Source organism: Sinorhizobium psoraleae, from assembly GCF_013283645.1.
GTDB classification, from domain to species: domain Bacteria; phylum Pseudomonadota; class Alphaproteobacteria; order Rhizobiales; family Rhizobiaceae; genus Sinorhizobium; species Sinorhizobium psoraleae.
This window is the reverse complement of record NZ_JABEKV010000001.1, coordinates 485207-500401: the sequence shown is the minus strand read 5'-3', so window position 1 is coordinate 500401 and position 15195 is coordinate 485207. Positions and strand designations below refer to the sequence as shown.

At 62.2% G+C, this 15195-nt stretch carries 18 protein-coding genes; 6 read left to right on the top strand and 12 right to left on the bottom strand.

Annotated features, from left to right (window positions below; genetic code table 11):
• Positions 1-134 precede the first annotated feature (134 nt).
• From ILFOPFJJ_RS02250 to ILFOPFJJ_RS02240, 3 genes are all read right to left on the bottom strand, one after another.
• The gene (locus tag ILFOPFJJ_RS02250; RefSeq protein ID WP_173510130.1) at positions 135-308 is read right to left on the bottom strand and encodes a DUF1328 domain-containing protein; all 174 of its coding nucleotides are present in this window, start codon (positions 306-308) and stop codon (positions 135-137) included.
• Between the two features lie 51 nt (positions 309-359).
• Positions 360-509, bottom strand: coding sequence for a hypothetical protein (locus ILFOPFJJ_RS02245; protein WP_173508946.1), 150 nt, complete (start codon positions 507-509; stop codon positions 360-362).
• Positions 510-705: 196 nt separating this feature from the next.
• Complete coding sequence (locus ILFOPFJJ_RS02240) at positions 706-1029, bottom strand: hypothetical protein (RefSeq protein ID WP_173508945.1); 324 nt, start codon at positions 1027-1029, stop codon at positions 706-708.
• Between the two features lie 179 nt (positions 1030-1208).
• Between ILFOPFJJ_RS02240 and ILFOPFJJ_RS02235 the strand changes: the two genes are divergently transcribed.
• Complete coding sequence (locus ILFOPFJJ_RS02235; protein WP_173508944.1) at positions 1209-1715, top strand: ferritin-like domain-containing protein; 507 nt, start codon at positions 1209-1211, stop codon at positions 1713-1715.
• A 122-nt stretch (positions 1716-1837) separates the two neighbouring features.
• Positions 1838-2011 (top strand): hypothetical protein, encoded by a 174-nt coding sequence (locus ILFOPFJJ_RS02230; protein ID WP_173508943.1) that lies wholly within the window; start codon positions 1838-1840, stop codon positions 2009-2011.
• 59 nt (positions 2012-2070) lie between these two features.
• Here the strand turns inward: ILFOPFJJ_RS02230 and ILFOPFJJ_RS36170 are convergent, their stop codons facing one another.
• Entirely contained in the window at positions 2071-3333 is a 1263-nt protein-coding gene (locus ILFOPFJJ_RS36170; RefSeq protein ID WP_173508942.1) for a cytochrome P450, read from the bottom strand.
• Positions 3334-3473: 140 nt separating this feature from the next.
• Between ILFOPFJJ_RS36170 and ILFOPFJJ_RS02220 the strand changes: the two genes are divergently transcribed.
• Both ILFOPFJJ_RS02220 and ILFOPFJJ_RS02215 read left to right on the top strand, forming a co-directional pair.
• Complete coding sequence (locus ILFOPFJJ_RS02220; protein WP_173508941.1) at positions 3474-3809, top strand: hypothetical protein; 336 nt, start codon at positions 3474-3476, stop codon at positions 3807-3809.
• A gap of 85 nt (positions 3810-3894) precedes the next feature.
• Positions 3895-4086, top strand: a complete 192-nt coding sequence (locus ILFOPFJJ_RS02215) for a hypothetical protein (RefSeq protein WP_173508537.1) — start codon at positions 3895-3897, stop codon at positions 4084-4086.
• 206 nt (positions 4087-4292) lie between these two features.
• On the opposite strand, the gene ILFOPFJJ_RS02210 is transcribed toward ILFOPFJJ_RS02215, so the two are convergent.
• The 8 genes from ILFOPFJJ_RS02210 to ILFOPFJJ_RS02175 are packed head-to-tail and all read right to left on the bottom strand — an operon-like array spanning position 4293 to position 12836.
• Positions 4293-5063, bottom strand: a complete 771-nt coding sequence (locus ILFOPFJJ_RS02210; protein WP_173508940.1) for a TIGR04290 family methyltransferase — start codon at positions 5061-5063, stop codon at positions 4293-4295.
• A gap of 2 nt (positions 5064-5065) precedes the next feature.
• On the bottom strand, positions 5066-6106 hold the full coding sequence (locus ILFOPFJJ_RS02205) for a UDP-glucuronic acid decarboxylase family protein (protein ID WP_173508939.1): 1041 nt from the start codon (positions 6104-6106) through the stop codon (positions 5066-5068).
• Between the two features lie 20 nt (positions 6107-6126).
• Entirely contained in the window at positions 6127-7245 is a 1119-nt protein-coding gene (locus tag ILFOPFJJ_RS02200; RefSeq protein ID WP_173508938.1) for a CgeB family protein, read from the bottom strand.
• Positions 7242-8330, bottom strand: coding sequence for a CgeB family protein (locus ILFOPFJJ_RS02195; RefSeq protein WP_173508937.1), 1089 nt, complete (start codon positions 8328-8330; stop codon positions 7242-7244). Before ILFOPFJJ_RS02195 ends, ILFOPFJJ_RS02200 begins: the two co-directional genes overlap by 4 nt.
• Entirely contained in the window at positions 8327-9460 is a 1134-nt protein-coding gene (locus ILFOPFJJ_RS02190) for a CgeB family protein (protein ID WP_173508936.1), read from the bottom strand. The genes ILFOPFJJ_RS02195 and ILFOPFJJ_RS02190 overlap by 4 nt, the downstream gene beginning before the upstream one ends.
• Before the next feature lie 3 nt (positions 9461-9463).
• Positions 9464-10615 (bottom strand): glycosyltransferase family 4 protein, encoded by a 1152-nt coding sequence (locus tag ILFOPFJJ_RS02185; RefSeq protein ID WP_246299447.1) that lies wholly within the window; start codon positions 10613-10615, stop codon positions 9464-9466.
• On the bottom strand, positions 10612-11733 hold the full coding sequence (locus ILFOPFJJ_RS02180; protein WP_173508935.1) for an NAD-dependent epimerase/dehydratase family protein: 1122 nt from the start codon (positions 11731-11733) through the stop codon (positions 10612-10614). Before ILFOPFJJ_RS02180 ends, ILFOPFJJ_RS02185 begins: the two co-directional genes overlap by 4 nt.
• Positions 11730-12836 (bottom strand): NAD-dependent epimerase/dehydratase family protein, encoded by a 1107-nt coding sequence (locus ILFOPFJJ_RS02175; RefSeq protein ID WP_173508934.1) that lies wholly within the window; start codon positions 12834-12836, stop codon positions 11730-11732. Before ILFOPFJJ_RS02175 ends, ILFOPFJJ_RS02180 begins: the two co-directional genes overlap by 4 nt.
• 329 nt (positions 12837-13165) lie before the next feature.
• Between ILFOPFJJ_RS02175 and ILFOPFJJ_RS02170 the strand changes: the two genes are divergently transcribed.
• Positions 13166-14158 carry an MDR/zinc-dependent alcohol dehydrogenase-like family protein gene (locus ILFOPFJJ_RS02170; RefSeq protein WP_173508933.1) on the top strand — a complete coding sequence of 331 codons (993 nt, stop codon included), beginning with the start codon at positions 13166-13168 and terminating at the stop codon, positions 14156-14158.
• Complete coding sequence (locus ILFOPFJJ_RS02165; RefSeq protein WP_173508932.1) at positions 14151-15176, top strand: Gfo/Idh/MocA family protein; 1026 nt, start codon at positions 14151-14153, stop codon at positions 15174-15176. The genes ILFOPFJJ_RS02170 and ILFOPFJJ_RS02165 overlap by 8 nt, the downstream gene beginning before the upstream one ends.
• The last annotated feature ends 19 nt before the right edge of the window (positions 15177-15195 follow it).

The window sequence follows — 15195 nt, the reverse complement described above, 5'->3', positions numbered from 1 at the left end:
CTTGCGCGACGGCGCTTTTGCGTCGGCATCAGACGGGCCTGATTGCTCAAGGGCAAGAACGCGCTGGCTTCCGGATAATACGCGCCGCAAAGCCCTTTTGGAATGTCGCGCCGTCCGGCTCAGCCGAGCTGGCGCTAGGTGACCGCACCCCCGACCATCAGCGCCAGAATAAGGAACACGAGGAAAATCAAGACAGCGATATAAAACAATATCTTGGCGATGCCTGCCGTCGCCTGGGAAATGCCGGAGAATCCGAGGAAGCCAGCCACCAACGAGATCACGAAGAAAATAAGAGCCCACTTCAGCATCGCCACACCTTCTGTTCTCCTGATTTCAAAGATATCGCCGCGATCGCCGCATCAGCGGCTACTTCCTCGGTGCGGATCCTTGCCCGCCGCCTGGCTGCTTTTCTTGACGTCGTCCTTTTTCCCTTGATCGCCGCCGCGATTTCCGCCGTGCGTACGCTTTGAACTCTTGGTCGCCTTCCCGTCCTTCAGGTTTGTGGCCATGTCGCCCTCCTCGTAGAAATTAAGGTTCTGCGCACAACGCAACCGAGAAATGCGGATAAAGTTCCGAGCGCGTGCTTTGCGACGGCCGTCAGTCCGTCCAGCCCGGAGCTCCTTTCCCCGGGGCGGCGATTGGGTGGGTTGTTAGCGAAGGCACGGCAAATTCCCGGGGCGGGGCCCCGTCAGCGGCCGCACGTGCTCAGAGCTGCGTCGAAATGATGTTGTCGAGTCTCACCTTGCCGCCGATCACTCCGCGCTTTGCATCCGGCGGTGCCGGCCCCTCCTCGATCACGGTGTAGAGCTTCTCGCTGCGGAAGGCACTCGCCATGTCGGTCGTGACACCTTCTGCAGGTTTCGCGTCGATCTCGCGAAAGTCGAGTTCTGCCTGCGAGGCAACGATACGGGCGTCGCCGCTCGATCTTGCAACCACGATCAATTCGCCTTGATACGTGGCGTTCTGCCAATTCGGATCGTCAGGTTTCGCCAGTGGCGACAGCCGGTATATTTTAAGTTCTTCCTGCATGACTGCCTCAACAGATGGCGCCGCGTCCAACGACTGGCCGCGGTTTGCTGCATCCAATCGCCATGGATCGGTATTGTTCCGATTCCAGGCGGCCGGCGTTCAGCCCACCCCCCATTCGATGCCGGAACATTTCCAGAGGTCACCGGTTGGAGCACCACCGAAAACGAAAGGAACCCGTGATGGCGAACGCGACCGACCACTTGCAGGCCTGGCTCAGGGATGCGCATGCAATGGAAGAACAGGCAATCACGATGCTCACCAGCCAGTCCCGACGGTTGGAAAACTATCCTGAGCTCAAATCCAGGATCGACTCGCACCTGCAGGAGACTCGCGATCAGGCCGCGATGCTCGAACAATGTCTTGAGCGACTGAATGGCGGAACGTCGACGGTCAAGGATATCGGCGGCAAGATCATTGCCCTCGGGCAGGGTTTGAGCGGCCTTTTTGTCGAAGACGAGGTGGTGAAGGGTTCACTGGCCAGCTACACGTTCGAGCACATGGAAATCGCAAGCTACAGGATTCTCATCGCTGCCGCCGACTATGCGGGCGATCAGGAAACGAAGCGGGTCTGCGAGATCATTCTGCAGCAGGAGGTTGCGATGGCCGAGTGGCTTGATCAGCACGCCGCGCAGATCACGCGCAGGTTCCTGGAACGCGACGAGCGCGACGTGACGGCCAAACATTGATCGCGCCGCCCGTCGAGCCCCGTCTGCCCGGCTCATTCCACTACGCGGACGCATCAAGCAGACAATCCTGCCTTGGAACCTTCGGTCGTCACATCGGTTGGCCTTATTGAGGAGGCGCAACAATGTTGATCGACTACCTTTGGCTATTGGTAACTGCAGGTGGGGCCTTCGCTCTTGGTGCCGCGCTCGCCTACGTGGTCATGCGGCAGAAGCCGCTTCCGCCTGCCGTCAAGGAAGCACAGGACCGGAAGGTCAGGAAGCTCTACGGAGAATCGCAAGAAGACAAGTCCCAGTGAACTGCTCGGTCGAGTTGCCGTGGAACTACCCGACACAGCGGCGCAGGCCGGCTTTGCGGTTAAGCGGAGGAGCGCGCCCCTGCCCGGTCCGGCCCTACTCGGATAGCCGGCACCGGAGAGGCCGGAATTGTGCCCAGGGGGACGTCGGCGTTTACCGGCGTTATCCGGAGCGGAAGAATTCCGCAAAGCAGCTTCACGGTTTCTTTCAGGATTTCGACGGTTATCTTTTCGCCGGGACACCGATGGCTCGATTCTGGCCGGCCCCCGCCCTGCGGGATGAAGCGGAAGTCGAGGTCGCGCCAGGTGAGACCCCGCTCGGGGCTGAAATTCGTGGGGGACGGAAACAGTCTCGGATCATGCGTCGTTCCGTAGAGGTCGAGTAGCAGCCAGCTGCCTTCTGGCAGCGAATAGCCTAGCCAATCTTGACTCCGCGCCAGCCGCGCGCCGACGAATGGGAAGAAGGGATAGAGGCGCCGCACCTCCTCGACAAATCCTTCGATATCATCGTCCTGCCCTTGACCAAAGCGCTTTCGCCACTGCGGATTTCGGGCAAGCGCCAGACCGACGAAAGCAACCCACCGGCTGATGGCAGCGATCGGACGCAGGAGGTTGAGCAGTTCGACAGCCGCCTCCTCCTCCGACATAGGCTGCCCGTCGGCGTCCCGGTAGTCCAGGCTGATCCTCCTGAGCGCGCATCCCTCGGCCACCTCGAGCGATCCGTCGCGAAGCGCCGTCACGATCGTTACGAGCCAGCGCTCGAGGCGGCGCCGTGAGACGAGGGCGAGCCATGCCGCTGGCCCCGGACGACCCGTCCGATCGATCATCAGGGCAAGCCGCCGAGCAAGCTTCACGTCATCGCGCCGGCTTGGCGGGATGCCTATCCAATCTGCGGACGCCTTCGTGAGAATGAGATTCGCCGCTTCACGCAGATCGCAGTCCTCCTTGCGCCTCTCGAAATGAACGAGCCAGTGCTGCCGGAACCGCTCCAGGAGGGCGGCGACGGCTGCGTTATCCATCGCGATGTCGATGAACATGGCCTTCCGCCGCCGATGCGCCTCCCCATCGAGCTGCTGAACGCTGTCCTTGTCCTGAAGCAGGCGCAGCACGGTCCACGGCATCGCACCGACACGCGTCACACCGTCGGCGCCATAGAAGAGACGCGCCGCTGCCTCGCCGCGCATGCACACGACAGGACGGAGCATCAATCGGCTCTGGAAAATGTCCGTCCCAAGTTCGTCGCAGCGATTCGAGATGAACGCGTAGCCTTCGTGCAGCAGCGCCAGCGTACTGTCGAGCGATGATGTTTGCGGGATGGCTTTCACTTCCTGCCAGGCTCCTTCTGTAGCCGAACTCGTCGGTGCTGCAGATGTTCCTCGATCCGACATTGGGACCGCATCGCGGTCGCCGTCGGGAACAAACGGAGTGCATGCCGGTTGTGCTGCAGCGGCAAAAAGGAGCGATCATGTCCAAGCTGCCTGAAAGCAATCCCGCGCAGGTGCGCGGCGATATACAGCGCGGGCGCACAGGCGACAAGAAGCGCGGCTTCGACCCTTCAGCGGCACCGTTGGAAACGGATGACGAGGCGGCGGGCACGCCTTTGACCACAGAGGCAACGGGAACTGCCAGAGCCGGGCAGCGCTCGGACGGGCAAGCCGACGCCTCCACCGAATACGGCGACGCGATGCGGCCTCTCTCGACCGCAGAGCCCCGCCGATCGCCGAAGTATCGTCTTGTCCTCTTGATGGCAGCCATTGTCGTCGTCGCCGGCGTCTTTGCTCTCGCTGTCGGCGCCGGGTGATCGCAACATCGAGCTTGGCCGCGCGGAGAAGGTGCTCCCGTTGCCGCACAACCGGGTCTTGGAGGCAACCGAAGGAGTTTTTCGAATGCCTGATCACCACGACGACAGAAGGAGCCCGCTATCCAGGCTGGCGGCCCAGGAAGAAGCACTATACCTGCGCCGGTCATCGACGCGCTTCCTCGAGTGCGCCATTCACCTTTGCGTCACCCACATGACGCTCGGCGAAGTGGCCGACCTGCTTGAGCAGGAGGCAAGGCAGCTTCGGCAACACGGCTAACTGCGTTTTTCGAAGAACCATTGACTGCTGCATGTCTTCTTAAATCGATTTAAGAATGAAAACATGCAGCAATTCAACCGACTACAGCGACCTTTGTGCGGCGCTGTAGCCGGTTTGTCTCGCTGTCTCATTGAAGCAGTGAACGATCTAGCTCTTTGAAACTACGCAATTCCGGAGGGAAGATCGTTACACACTTCCTGATTGCTCTAAGATTCCATGGAAGCGCCGACGCTCGGAACGGGCTCATTCATGTACGGGCGCTTTCCTCGCCGGACGAGATAGACCTCCCGTTCGGGATTGGCTTCGATGACGAAGCCGGAACTGCGAAGCATCGCCTCCACTCCAGCCCTGTTCGGAATGAACCAGTTGGTGGGATCGTCGGCGAAGCGGTGTTCGACGAAGAACAACTTGGGGTAATCGGGCCGGTCGAAGACCTGCCACTCCTGGAAATCGTAGTCCGCATCCAGCGGCGCCGCCGAATTCGCGCCGCGCTGCATGCACTGGAAGAGCATCTCGTCGCCGACGACGTGTTCGTAAAGAAGATCCAGTGCCAACAGCGGGTAACGGAGATGGTAAAGAACACCCATGAAGAGGACGAGATCGAATTTCTCGCGGAGTTGTGCCACGTCGTAGACGGACATCAGCCTGAATTCGATGTCGATCCCGGTCTGTGTTGCCGCGAATTTCGCTTGCCGCAGATAGCGTGGATCTGAATCGATGCCGAGCACGCGGCCAGCATTGCGGCGTTTCATTTCCTGCGAGTAGAACCCTGCATTGCAGCCGATGTCGAGCACGCTTCTACCTTCAAGGTCTTCCGGGACGACATGTCTGAAAGCCTTCCATTTGACCGCAGGATAGTCCCCGAGGAAATGATCGGGCGATGTCTCGACGCCCTTGATCCGCATGTTGTGAAACCAGGGCCCCAGCGCAGCGATCTGATCCTCTATGGCCATGCAGTCTTGGGTCTGCTGAACCATGATTAAAGATCCTGGGAAAGGACTGGCTGTTGCGGGCGACGGCGAGAGCGACCTGGCCGGCGCACGGTTCGCTGCTTCGCAAGCGCACTTTGGAACCAGGCTATGGTGTGCGATAGCCCATCCTGCAACGGGACTTTCGGCTGCCAGTCCAGAAGCGTCCTGGCGCGCGCTATATCCGGTCGACGGCGCTGCGGATCGTCCGGCGGCAAGGGCACATGGACGATCGTCGACGCGGTCGCGATCTTGGACAATACCAGCTCGGCCAATTCAATGACCGTAAACTCGCCTGGGTTGCCAAGGTTTACCGGCCCGCCGGGATTCGGCTGGCGATTCATCAACCTGATCAATCCTTCGACGAGATCGGACACATAGCAGAACGAGCGCGTCTGTTCGCCGCTGCCATAGATCGTAAGCGGCTCGTTTCTCAAGGCCTGGACAATGAAGTTCGAGACGATCCGGCCGTCGTTGGGCTGCATATACGGGCCGTATGTATTGAAGATGCGAGCAACCCGCACATCCACGTTTCCGGCCCTCAGACTGTCGAAGCACAGAGCCTCAGCTGCGCGCTTGCCTTCGTCGTAGCACGCTCGCGGTCCCGTGCAGTTGACATGACCCCAGTAGTCCTCCTGCTGCGGATGCTCCAACGGATCGCCGTAGATCTCGCTCGTCGACGCCTGAAGGAAGACGGCTCGGTGCCGCTCGGCAAGCCGTAGAAGGTTTCCGGTCCCTGTAACGCTGGTCATCATCGTATGGATCGGGTCGGCCTGATAGGACGGCGGTGAGGCGGGGCAAGCCAGGTTATAGACGCAGTCGAGCGGTTCATCGATCTCGATTTCGTCGCAGACGTCCTGCTCGATCACGGTGAAGTAAGGATTGTCCTGCAGACTGCTCAGATTGGCAGGGGAACCGGTGAGATAGCTGTCGAGGCAGATCACCCGATTGCCGGCGCTGAGAAGCGCTGAACAAAGATGGGAGCCGACAAAGCCGGCCCCGCCGGCGACCAGGATGATCTTTCCTCGACTTCCTCGGTTTCTTCTTGCCATGGGCCGTTCTCCTTTCGGTGTTAGACCGGAAACCTCCGCTCGGAGTGTCTCGTGGCGAGATTGGTCTTGGACGCGACGCTTTCGATTGCCTCGACGAAGGCCCTGGCGCGGGGCGCCGCGCTGTGCGCGCTTGCGACGCGCTGATAAGCGCAATCGGCAAGCGCCTTGCACTGTTGGTCAGTGAGGTCCGTCAATGCTGCGACGACGTCGCCGCTGCCCCGTGCGATGACAGCGGCCTCCCCGGGTGCAAAGAAGCTGTCGATGCCCTCCCACCAATCGCTGATCAACGGCGTGCGGCATGCGGCCGCCTCGAAGAGCCGGACGCTCGGCGACCAACCGGCCGCCACCATGTCGGTACGCGTCACGTTCAGAGTGAAACGCTGGCGGCTATAGAATTCGGCGTGCTCGGAAGGCGGCAAGTGCTCGATGCGTGCTACGTTCTTCGGCCAGCGGATGTCCGCAGGATAGCTCGGCCCCGCAACGACAAAGCGCATTTCCGGCAATCGCCGCGCCGGCTGCAGCAACAAGCGCTCGAGCGCGGGCTGTCTGTCGGGGCTGAAGGTACCGAGGTAGCCGAGGTCCCATTCCCTTGGCGCACCGGTGTTGCGATAGAGGTCCAGATCGACGGCGCAGTAGAGCGCCAGGGGCCGTCTGGCTGCAAACTCGCCTCGCAGCCGGTCGAGCGTCCGGCCGCCGGAGAAGGAAAAATAGAGATCGAAGAGCGGAACCTGACGGCGGGCAAGATATTCCTCGTCGCCACGTTCGAGTTTGGCAAGTGTCACGGGCGTATCGATGTCGTAGAAACACAACCGCTTCGGGGCGAGGTCAACGACAATGTCGATAACTTCCACCCCGTCCGGCACATAGGAGCCGATGACGACGGCATCCGCCCCCACCAGCGTGCCGGCATGCCGCACGAGCAACTCGTCGATATCTTTGTAAAGGATGAGATTGCAGAAATCCGGCGCGATCATGTCGCGGTGGCGGGCGTACCACGGTACGTCCCGTTCCAGGAAGGTCACTTTGTGGCCGGCAGCGCGCACACCGCGAAGCAATGCCCGGAACGTCGTCGCATGGCCGTTGCCCCACGAGGAGGAAAGCGAGAGACCGAGGACGACGATGTCGAGCGGACGGCTCATTCGGCTGCCTCCACCTGGCGCGCCCGGCTCCGGAAAAGGCGGTCCACCTCCGCGGCACGATGCGCGTAGGTGTGTTCGCCGAGCACGCGACGGAGCGCCCGCTCTCCGATCTCCTTCGCGCTCGCCGGTGTGAGATTGGCCATGAGTTCGATGACGTCCTGTCCGTCTCTGGCGACCAGCACTTCCTCTCCGGGCGTCAGGAAGAGTTCGATGCCTTCCCACGCGTCGGTGATCAGGCAGGCGCCTGCCCCGGCCGCCTCGAAAACGCGGGTTGCCGGCGAGAAGCCGTTCTCCGCCATGCTGGCGCGCGAAATGTTCAGGACTGCATTCGGCGTCGCGTTGAAGGCGTTGTGGTCGGCAGTCGGAACGTGGCCGACATAGGCGACGTTTGCGGGCAGGGACTTGTCATGCCAGCCGGCTCCGCCGAGCACGAATCGCCGCTGCCAGAGCTGGCGTGCCGGCTGCAGGAAGAAAGCTTCCACTCGCTCCTCCCGATCCGGCAGGCGGTTACCGAGGAAGGCGAGATCGGCGGCAAAGCGCCGTTCCGCGGCCACGGGATGATGCGTCTCAGGGTCGACGGCATTGTAGATGGGAACGCATTCCCGCGCGCCGATGGCGCGATAGGACTCGACCACGGGATCGCCGCCGCCATAGGTCAAGATGAGATCCAGGGAAGGAAGCGTCCGCCGGAGAGGATGATCGGGTGCGGCTCTCAGCTCTGCAAGTGTGGCGGGGGCGTCGACATCCCAGAAGATCTTCAGCGCAGTCGGCTTTGCAGACGCCATGACTTCAGCGAGCAGCAGATCGTCCTCGAAGCCTACGCCGCTCGCCTTGACAACGACATCGGCGTTGGCGGCTTCCGTCGCGACGCGCTTCAACGCCGCGACTGTTCCCTGATAAACGACAACCCTGCACCAGTCCGGCACATCGATGTCGCGGTGCTTCTGCCGGTCGTACACGTCCGGCTCATAGAAAGTGGTTTCATACCCGCGCGCGGCAAGCGCTCGGAGCAATCCGCGATAATAGGTCGCCGCGCCGTTCCAATAGGCTGAAACGAGACTCGATCCGTAAAAAGCGATCCTCATATCGCGATCTCCTTGGAGGCAATGCGGCCGTCCGCAACCTTCTTTGGCCTGTAGGAAGCAAGGATGCGAAGAAGCTCGTCAACGCGATGCCCGCACGTATGGCGTGCCTGGATCGTTGCCAATCCGGAGGCAGCCATTTCCTGCGCGAAGGCTGGCTCTGAGAGCACCTGGCGCAGAAGACGCTTCATCTCCTTGCCGTTCCTGGCGAAAAGGAAATCCGTGCCCGGGCGGAAGAGACCCTCGGTGTCGTTCCATGGCGCCGAAATCAGCGGAATGCCGCAGGCGAGTGCTTCGAAAACCCGGATGGTCGGTATTCCCGGCAAGGCTTCGACGTAGGGACGTCGAGGAATGTGCACAGTCGCGCGATGCTCGGCGAAGGCCCGCGGAACGGCGGCATTCGCGAGCCAGCCGCCATAGACGACTCGCGCCGCGCGCAATGCCCGGAGGGCGGCTTCGGGATATCTTACGCCCCGCACCGTCGCCGTAAGCCTCAATTGTCGCGCGGGCTCGACGAAGAAGGACGTGATCTCGGCGCTGCGCTCGTCATCGCCCCAATTGCCGATCCAGACGAGATCGCCTCTTTTCTCGACATTCGCAATTGGATGGAACAACGAAGTGTCGGCGGCCTCGTGCCAGGTAAAGACGTGTCTGCCCCAGCCCGCGCCGAGATAGCGTTCGCGCAGCGCCTCGCCGAACGTCAGGACAAAATCGTAACCGGAAAGATCGAGGCGGGCGATGTCGCTCTTCGCCGTGACGGCGCGGTGATGGGTATCGTGGAAGGCGAGCGTGAAGCTGCCGCCTGCGCGACGAATGCGGCCGAGTTCTGCGACCAATGCCGGCTCCGTCCATTCATGCACCACGACGACGTCGGCCTCACTGATCGCTGCCTCGTGATCGAAATCGGCATCGTAGATCTCGACGCGCAGCTCCGGAAAGTGCTTGCGGAAAGCCGCGATGGGTCCGACGCCCTGATCCGCGATCAGGCTGAGGCGGCTCCAGGAATCGCGCGGCTCGAGCGCCACCGCATCGTGGCCGCGTCGCAGCAGGTCCCGCATGACGCCGCGCAGGAAATGGGCATTGCCGTGGTTCCAATCGGAAACAAGCGAATGGGTGTAGAAAAGAAAACGCATCGCTCACTCCGCAGACATCAGTTGAAGAGACCTGCGCATTGCTCGCCTGTAGATGTCGAGCACCGCATCGCGCTGGGCTTCGATGGAAAATTCTGCCGACCGCAATCGTGCCCGCCGGCCGAGTTCAGCCGTGCGCCGTGCGTCGTTCGCCAAAGCGTTGACGGCATCCGCGAGAGCGGCGGGATCGCCGGGATCGGCGAACAGGGCAGCACCTTCCCAAAGCTCGCGATAGGTGTCGATATCGGCAAGTACGAGGGCGGCGCCGGTGCGTGCCGCTTCAAGCGAAACCAGCCCGAACGGTTCGTAGACAGAGGGAGAGACGACGATCGCGGCTCTCGACATCAGAGCCAACGCCCGATCGTGGCTCAACTCCCCCTGATGATCGGCATGTTTGATTACCAGACGCTCGCCGTTTGGCCCGTCGCATGCTCCTGCCATGACGACCGGCCAGCGAATACGCGCGGCAGCCTGGTCCAGCACCGCACCATTCTTGCCTTCGTCCCACCAGCGGGCTGCGGCAAAGACGAAATTCTCCTTGACGGCCACAGAGCACGGGTTTCGGCTCGCATTGTGGACGACCACAAGATTGTCGATCCGGCCGTAACAGCGGTCGAGTGCGGCGGCATGGCTCGCACTCGGTGCAAGAACCACGTCGGCGCGGTCGAAGCCCAATCGGTTGCGCCGCTTCTGCCAGCGCCAATCCCTCGGCAAATCAGAGCCGCGCACGGCCTCGAACCACGTGGCGACGCACGAATGCGAGACCGCGACAACAGGCGTTTGCGCCGGGAAGCCGGCCGCCTGCGAAGGCAGGTTCAGATGCAAGAGATCGATCGAGTGCCTGAGCGACAGTTCCGTCAAAAGGTCCGGCACGCGGTCGAGCTCGCTTTCGTCGCCGGCCATCCAGTCGAGCGGCGCTGCGAACCATTCGAGCGTGCCGATGTGGGTAGCCTCGCGCCGCTGATGCGCGGAAGGCTCGGGGCCGAAGCCGACGAACAGCGTCTCCACGCCGGCGCCGCGTAGCGCTTCGGCGAGGTCCATCGCGTAACGCCATACGCCACCCACAGCATCGACGCTCATGATGATCCGCCGCGGCAGCGGACCTTGGGTGCCGCCGAGGCTGATAGAGCGAAGGGCGGAACCGGCACGATCGCTCATGCGGTGATCCTCTTTGCTTGGTGATGAACCTTGTTTACCTCGTTCCAATCCTTCAGAAGCCAGGCATGCAGATCACGCAGCCCCGCGCGCCAGGCCGTACGGGGCTTCCAGCCGACCGCGTCGGCAAGCGCGCGCGTATCGGCAACGAAGAACAGTTGGTCGCCGGCGCGCCAGTCGCGCTTCACCGTCGCAAGCCGGCGCCCCGTCAAGAGTTCGATCTCGCTCAGAACCTGGGCAATGCTGACCGCATTCTCAGGCCCGCCGCCGAGGTTGAAAGCGCGCCCCTTGAAGCGGTCGATCGATTTAAGCAGCGCCCTGTAGGCGGCGACCGCATCGCCGACATGGAGGATGTCGCGCACCTGCTTGCCGTCGCCATAGATCGATATCGACTCGCCCGCGAGCGCACGAATGAGAAAATGCGCGACCCATCCCTGGTCCTCGGTGCCGAACTGCCTTGGACCATAGATGCAGCTCATCCGGAGCACGGCCGTCGGGAGCTTGAAGGACCTCGCGTAGTCCAGCACGTATTGATCCGCCACACCTTTCGAGCAGCCATAGGGCGTGCAGAAGTCGAGCGGCTGCATCTCGCTGACACCATGGGTGCGCGCCGCCTCATCGACCGGGAAGTGGCGTTCTCCGACCTCGTTCATCTGCATTTGCGCCAGTGCGCCATAAACCTTGTTGCTGCTCGCGAATATGACCGGCGCCTTACGCCCGGCTTTGCGTGCGGCTTCGAGCACGTTGAGAGTGCCGCGCGCATTCGTCTCGAAATCGTCGATCGGCTGCTGCAGGCTGGTCGTCACCGCCGTCTGCGCCGCAAAATGAAAAACGGCCTTTGCGTCCCTGAAGACCGGCTCCATTGCGGCGAGGTCGCGGACATCGGCGAGCACGGGGTGGACGGCGCCGCCGTGATTGTCCACCAGCCATTCAAGGTTTCGCTCGACGCCGGCGCGACTGAGATTGTCGAGGACGATCACCTCCTCGCCCTCCCTCAGAAAACTGTCGGCGAGATTGCTGCCGACGAAGCCGCTGCCGCCCACGACGACGATTGCCGCCGTCTTCCCGGAAAGGGCGGGCGTCGCCAGGCGAGCACGCCTGTCCAGAGACCCGGCGCTCATACGACCAACCCCCGGGCTTCCAGGTGCTGCTTCATCTCGGCGCCCCGGTCGATCGCACCGACGCTGCCGACCCATTGCGCGAAATCGGCGAGTGAATCTTCGAGTCGATGGGCGGGTTCGAAGCCGAGCAGGTCTCGCGCCGTGGCAATGTCGGCAAAACAATTGCGGATATCGCCCGAACGGGCCTTGTTCATGATCTCCGGCTCGATCTCGGGTACTCCCATCGCATCGGCAAGCAGGGAGGCGACATCGGCGATCGCGTAGGCCTGGCCGCTGCCGACATTGATGACGTGACCGGCGGCATGTGGCCGCTCAAGCGCCAGCCGGAACGCCCGCGCCACGTCTCGAACGTGAACGAAGTCCCGCCGTTGTCTGCCATCCTCGAACACCATCGGCGATTGTCCGTTGGCAAGCCGCGACGCAAAATTGGCAAGCACGCCGGTATAGGGATTGGAAAGCGCCTGACCGGCGCCGTAGACATTGAAGAGGCGAAGCGCCACGGCCTCCACGCCATAGGCTTCCCCGAAAATCAGAACCTGGCGTTCCTGGGCGTACTTCGTCAGCGCATAGATAGACGCGAGATCGACCGGCTTGTGCTCATCCGTCGCCACCGGTCTGAGTTGCTCCCCGTTGGGTCCCGCCGGATCCCATGAGCCTGCCCTGATTGCGGCGGGGAAACGTCTGACATGCGCACAACGCTCGCCCGCCGTCGTCTCGTAAAGGCCTTCACCATAGACGCTCATCGATGAAGCGACCACGATGCGCTGGACCGGCGTTCCGATCATCGCCTCAAGCAGGACGGCCGTTCCAAAGTCGTTGACGCCCACGTAGCGGGCGATCTCGTACATCGACTGACCGACCCCGACCTCGGCTGCGAGATGGATAACGCAATCGACGTCCGCCAGCGCGCTTCTTACTGCAACCGCGTCGCGAATGTCGGCCTGCCGCATCTCCACGTCAGGCGGCAGCGCAATCTGTGCATCCGCGTGAACTTGCTCGTTGAGCACGTCCAACACGCGCACGCTATAGCTCCTCGAGAGGAGTTCCTCGACCACATGCCGACCTATGAAACCGCATCCGCCGGTAACAAGAACCTTTGTCATGATGCACCTGACGATGTTCGATCAGAGATAGAGACAAAGCTCCAACAAGCTTGGGTAGCAAATGTTCCTTCATCCATGACTTCTTCTTCTTGTTCTACTTTGATCAGCTGCATGGTGGGGCCCGCCTCAAGGTACAAACCTCGCTTTCGCGCGAGTGTTCCACGCGAAATGAGGGCATCAGGAACAAAAGCTGCAACATCAAGTTAAGGGCGCAAAGGCAGCCGAGGGTCGTTTGCAGTTTGCCCCGGAAAGTACGCAATCGGTCCTTGCGGTATTCCAATGCCGCGCCCGGGCTGCCGGATTGGTCTCGACAGCGGGAGGGAACAGGCATGAACATAGCGGCGCCTCAGCAGACGGATGCAATGTCTGCGGCGATTATCACCGCGCCAGGCAAAGTGCATATCGAAACCCTGCCGCTGCCACACCCGGGCCGCGGGCAAGTTCGAATCAGACTCGAAGGGTGCGGCGTCTGCGCCTCCAATCTCGTTCCCTGGGCGGGGCCGGACTGGATGCAGTTCCCGACCGAACCAGGGGCGCTCGGCCATGAGGGTTGGGGAATTATCGACGCGGTTGGCGACGACGTGCATGGTTTTACAGCGGGCGACCGCGTGGCTGCACTCTCCTATCACGCCTATGCGACGCACGACGTTGCCGACCAAACAGCCATAGCCCCCCTGCCAGCGGCGCTTGCGGATCAGCCCTTTCCCGGCGAACCGCTCGGCTGCGCCTTCAATATCTTCCGCCGCAGCGCGATCAAGCCGGGGGAGACCGTGGCGATCGTGGGCATCGGCTTTCTCGGAATTCTTCTGACCGAACTCGCAAGCGCCGCGGGCGCACGGGTGATCGCCATCTCACGCCGACCTTCGTCGCTCGCTGCGGCAGAGCGCGCCGGTGCCAACCAGGTGGTTGCCATGGACGATCATTGGCGGATTATCGAAGAGGTGAAGCAACTGACCTCGGGGGAGCTCTGCGACTGCGTCATCGAGGCCGTCGGCAAGCAGTGGCCTCTCGACCTTGCGGGCGAACTGACGAAAGAGCGCGGGCGGCTTGTCATCGCAGGCTACCATCAGGACGGGCCGCGGCAGATCAACATGCAGTTGTGGAACTGGCGCGGCCTCGATGTGATCAATGCGCACGAGCGCGATCCCGCCGTCTACATGCGCGGCATCCATGAGGCGATCGCGGCCACGGCCGCAGGGCGGATGTGCCCTTCACGCCTTTATACGCACAGGTTTCCGCTCGAACAGCTCGGCGCGGCGCTGGACATGACCCGCGATCGGCCGGAAGGCTTCATCAAGGCGCTGGTGATCTACGATGGGTAGCGTGATACCGCTTTCAACGAACCCGCAACGCGCCGGCCGCCCCCGCGTCGGCTTCCTCGGCGTCGGACGAATCGGCCTCCATCGCATGAGAGCGATCGTCGACACCGGATCTGTCGAAACCGCTGCGATCTTCGATCCCTCACCGGAGATGGCCGCGGCGGCTCTCGAGTTGACGCCCGAGGCCGCAGTCGTAAGTTCCTTCGAAGCCTTGCTCGATCAGCAACTGGACGGCGTCGTAATCGCTTCGCCAAGCGCGCTCCACGCTGCCCAATCGATCGTCGCCCTGGAGCAAGGCGTGGCGGTTTTTTGCCAGAAGCCGCTCGGCCGTACGCGCGATGAGGCAGCAGCCGTCGTTAACACGGCTCGAAACATGGACAGACTGTTGAGCGTGGACCTTTCCTATCGTCACACCGATGGGATGCAACAGATCCGCGATCTGATCGCGCAGGGCGAACTCGGCACCGTTTTCGCCGCGGATCTCACATTTCACAACGCCTATGGGCCCAGCAAGCCGTGGTTCTACGACAGGGCACTTTCCGGCGGCGGCTGCGTCATCGATCTCGGCGTGCACCTCGTCGACCTCCTCCTTTGGGTCCTCGGGTTCCCGGATGTCGTTCGCGTCGAAAGCCGGTTGATGTGCAAAGGGGCTCCCGTCCGCCGCGACGGCGACGACGTTGAGGACTACGCCGTCGCGACTCTCGAATTGGCGAGCGGCGTTGTCGCCCGTATCGCATGCTCGTGGCATTTGCAGGCTGGATGCGACGCGGTGATTGCAGCCGACTTTCACGGCACCGGAGGCGGCGCGAGTTTTAGAAACGTGAGCGGGTCCTATCTCGACTTTTCGGCCGAACGGTATCGCGGGACACAACGGCAGGTGCTGGCGCTCCCTCCCGATGCCTGGGGCGGACGCGCGGCAGCCGCCTGGGCGAAGCGCCTGGCCGCAGGGGAGCGTTTTGATCCCGACAATGAACGCCTGGTCGCGGTGGCGGATGTCCTTGACAGAATTTACGGGCGATAGATAACCCGCCGCCCTCTCG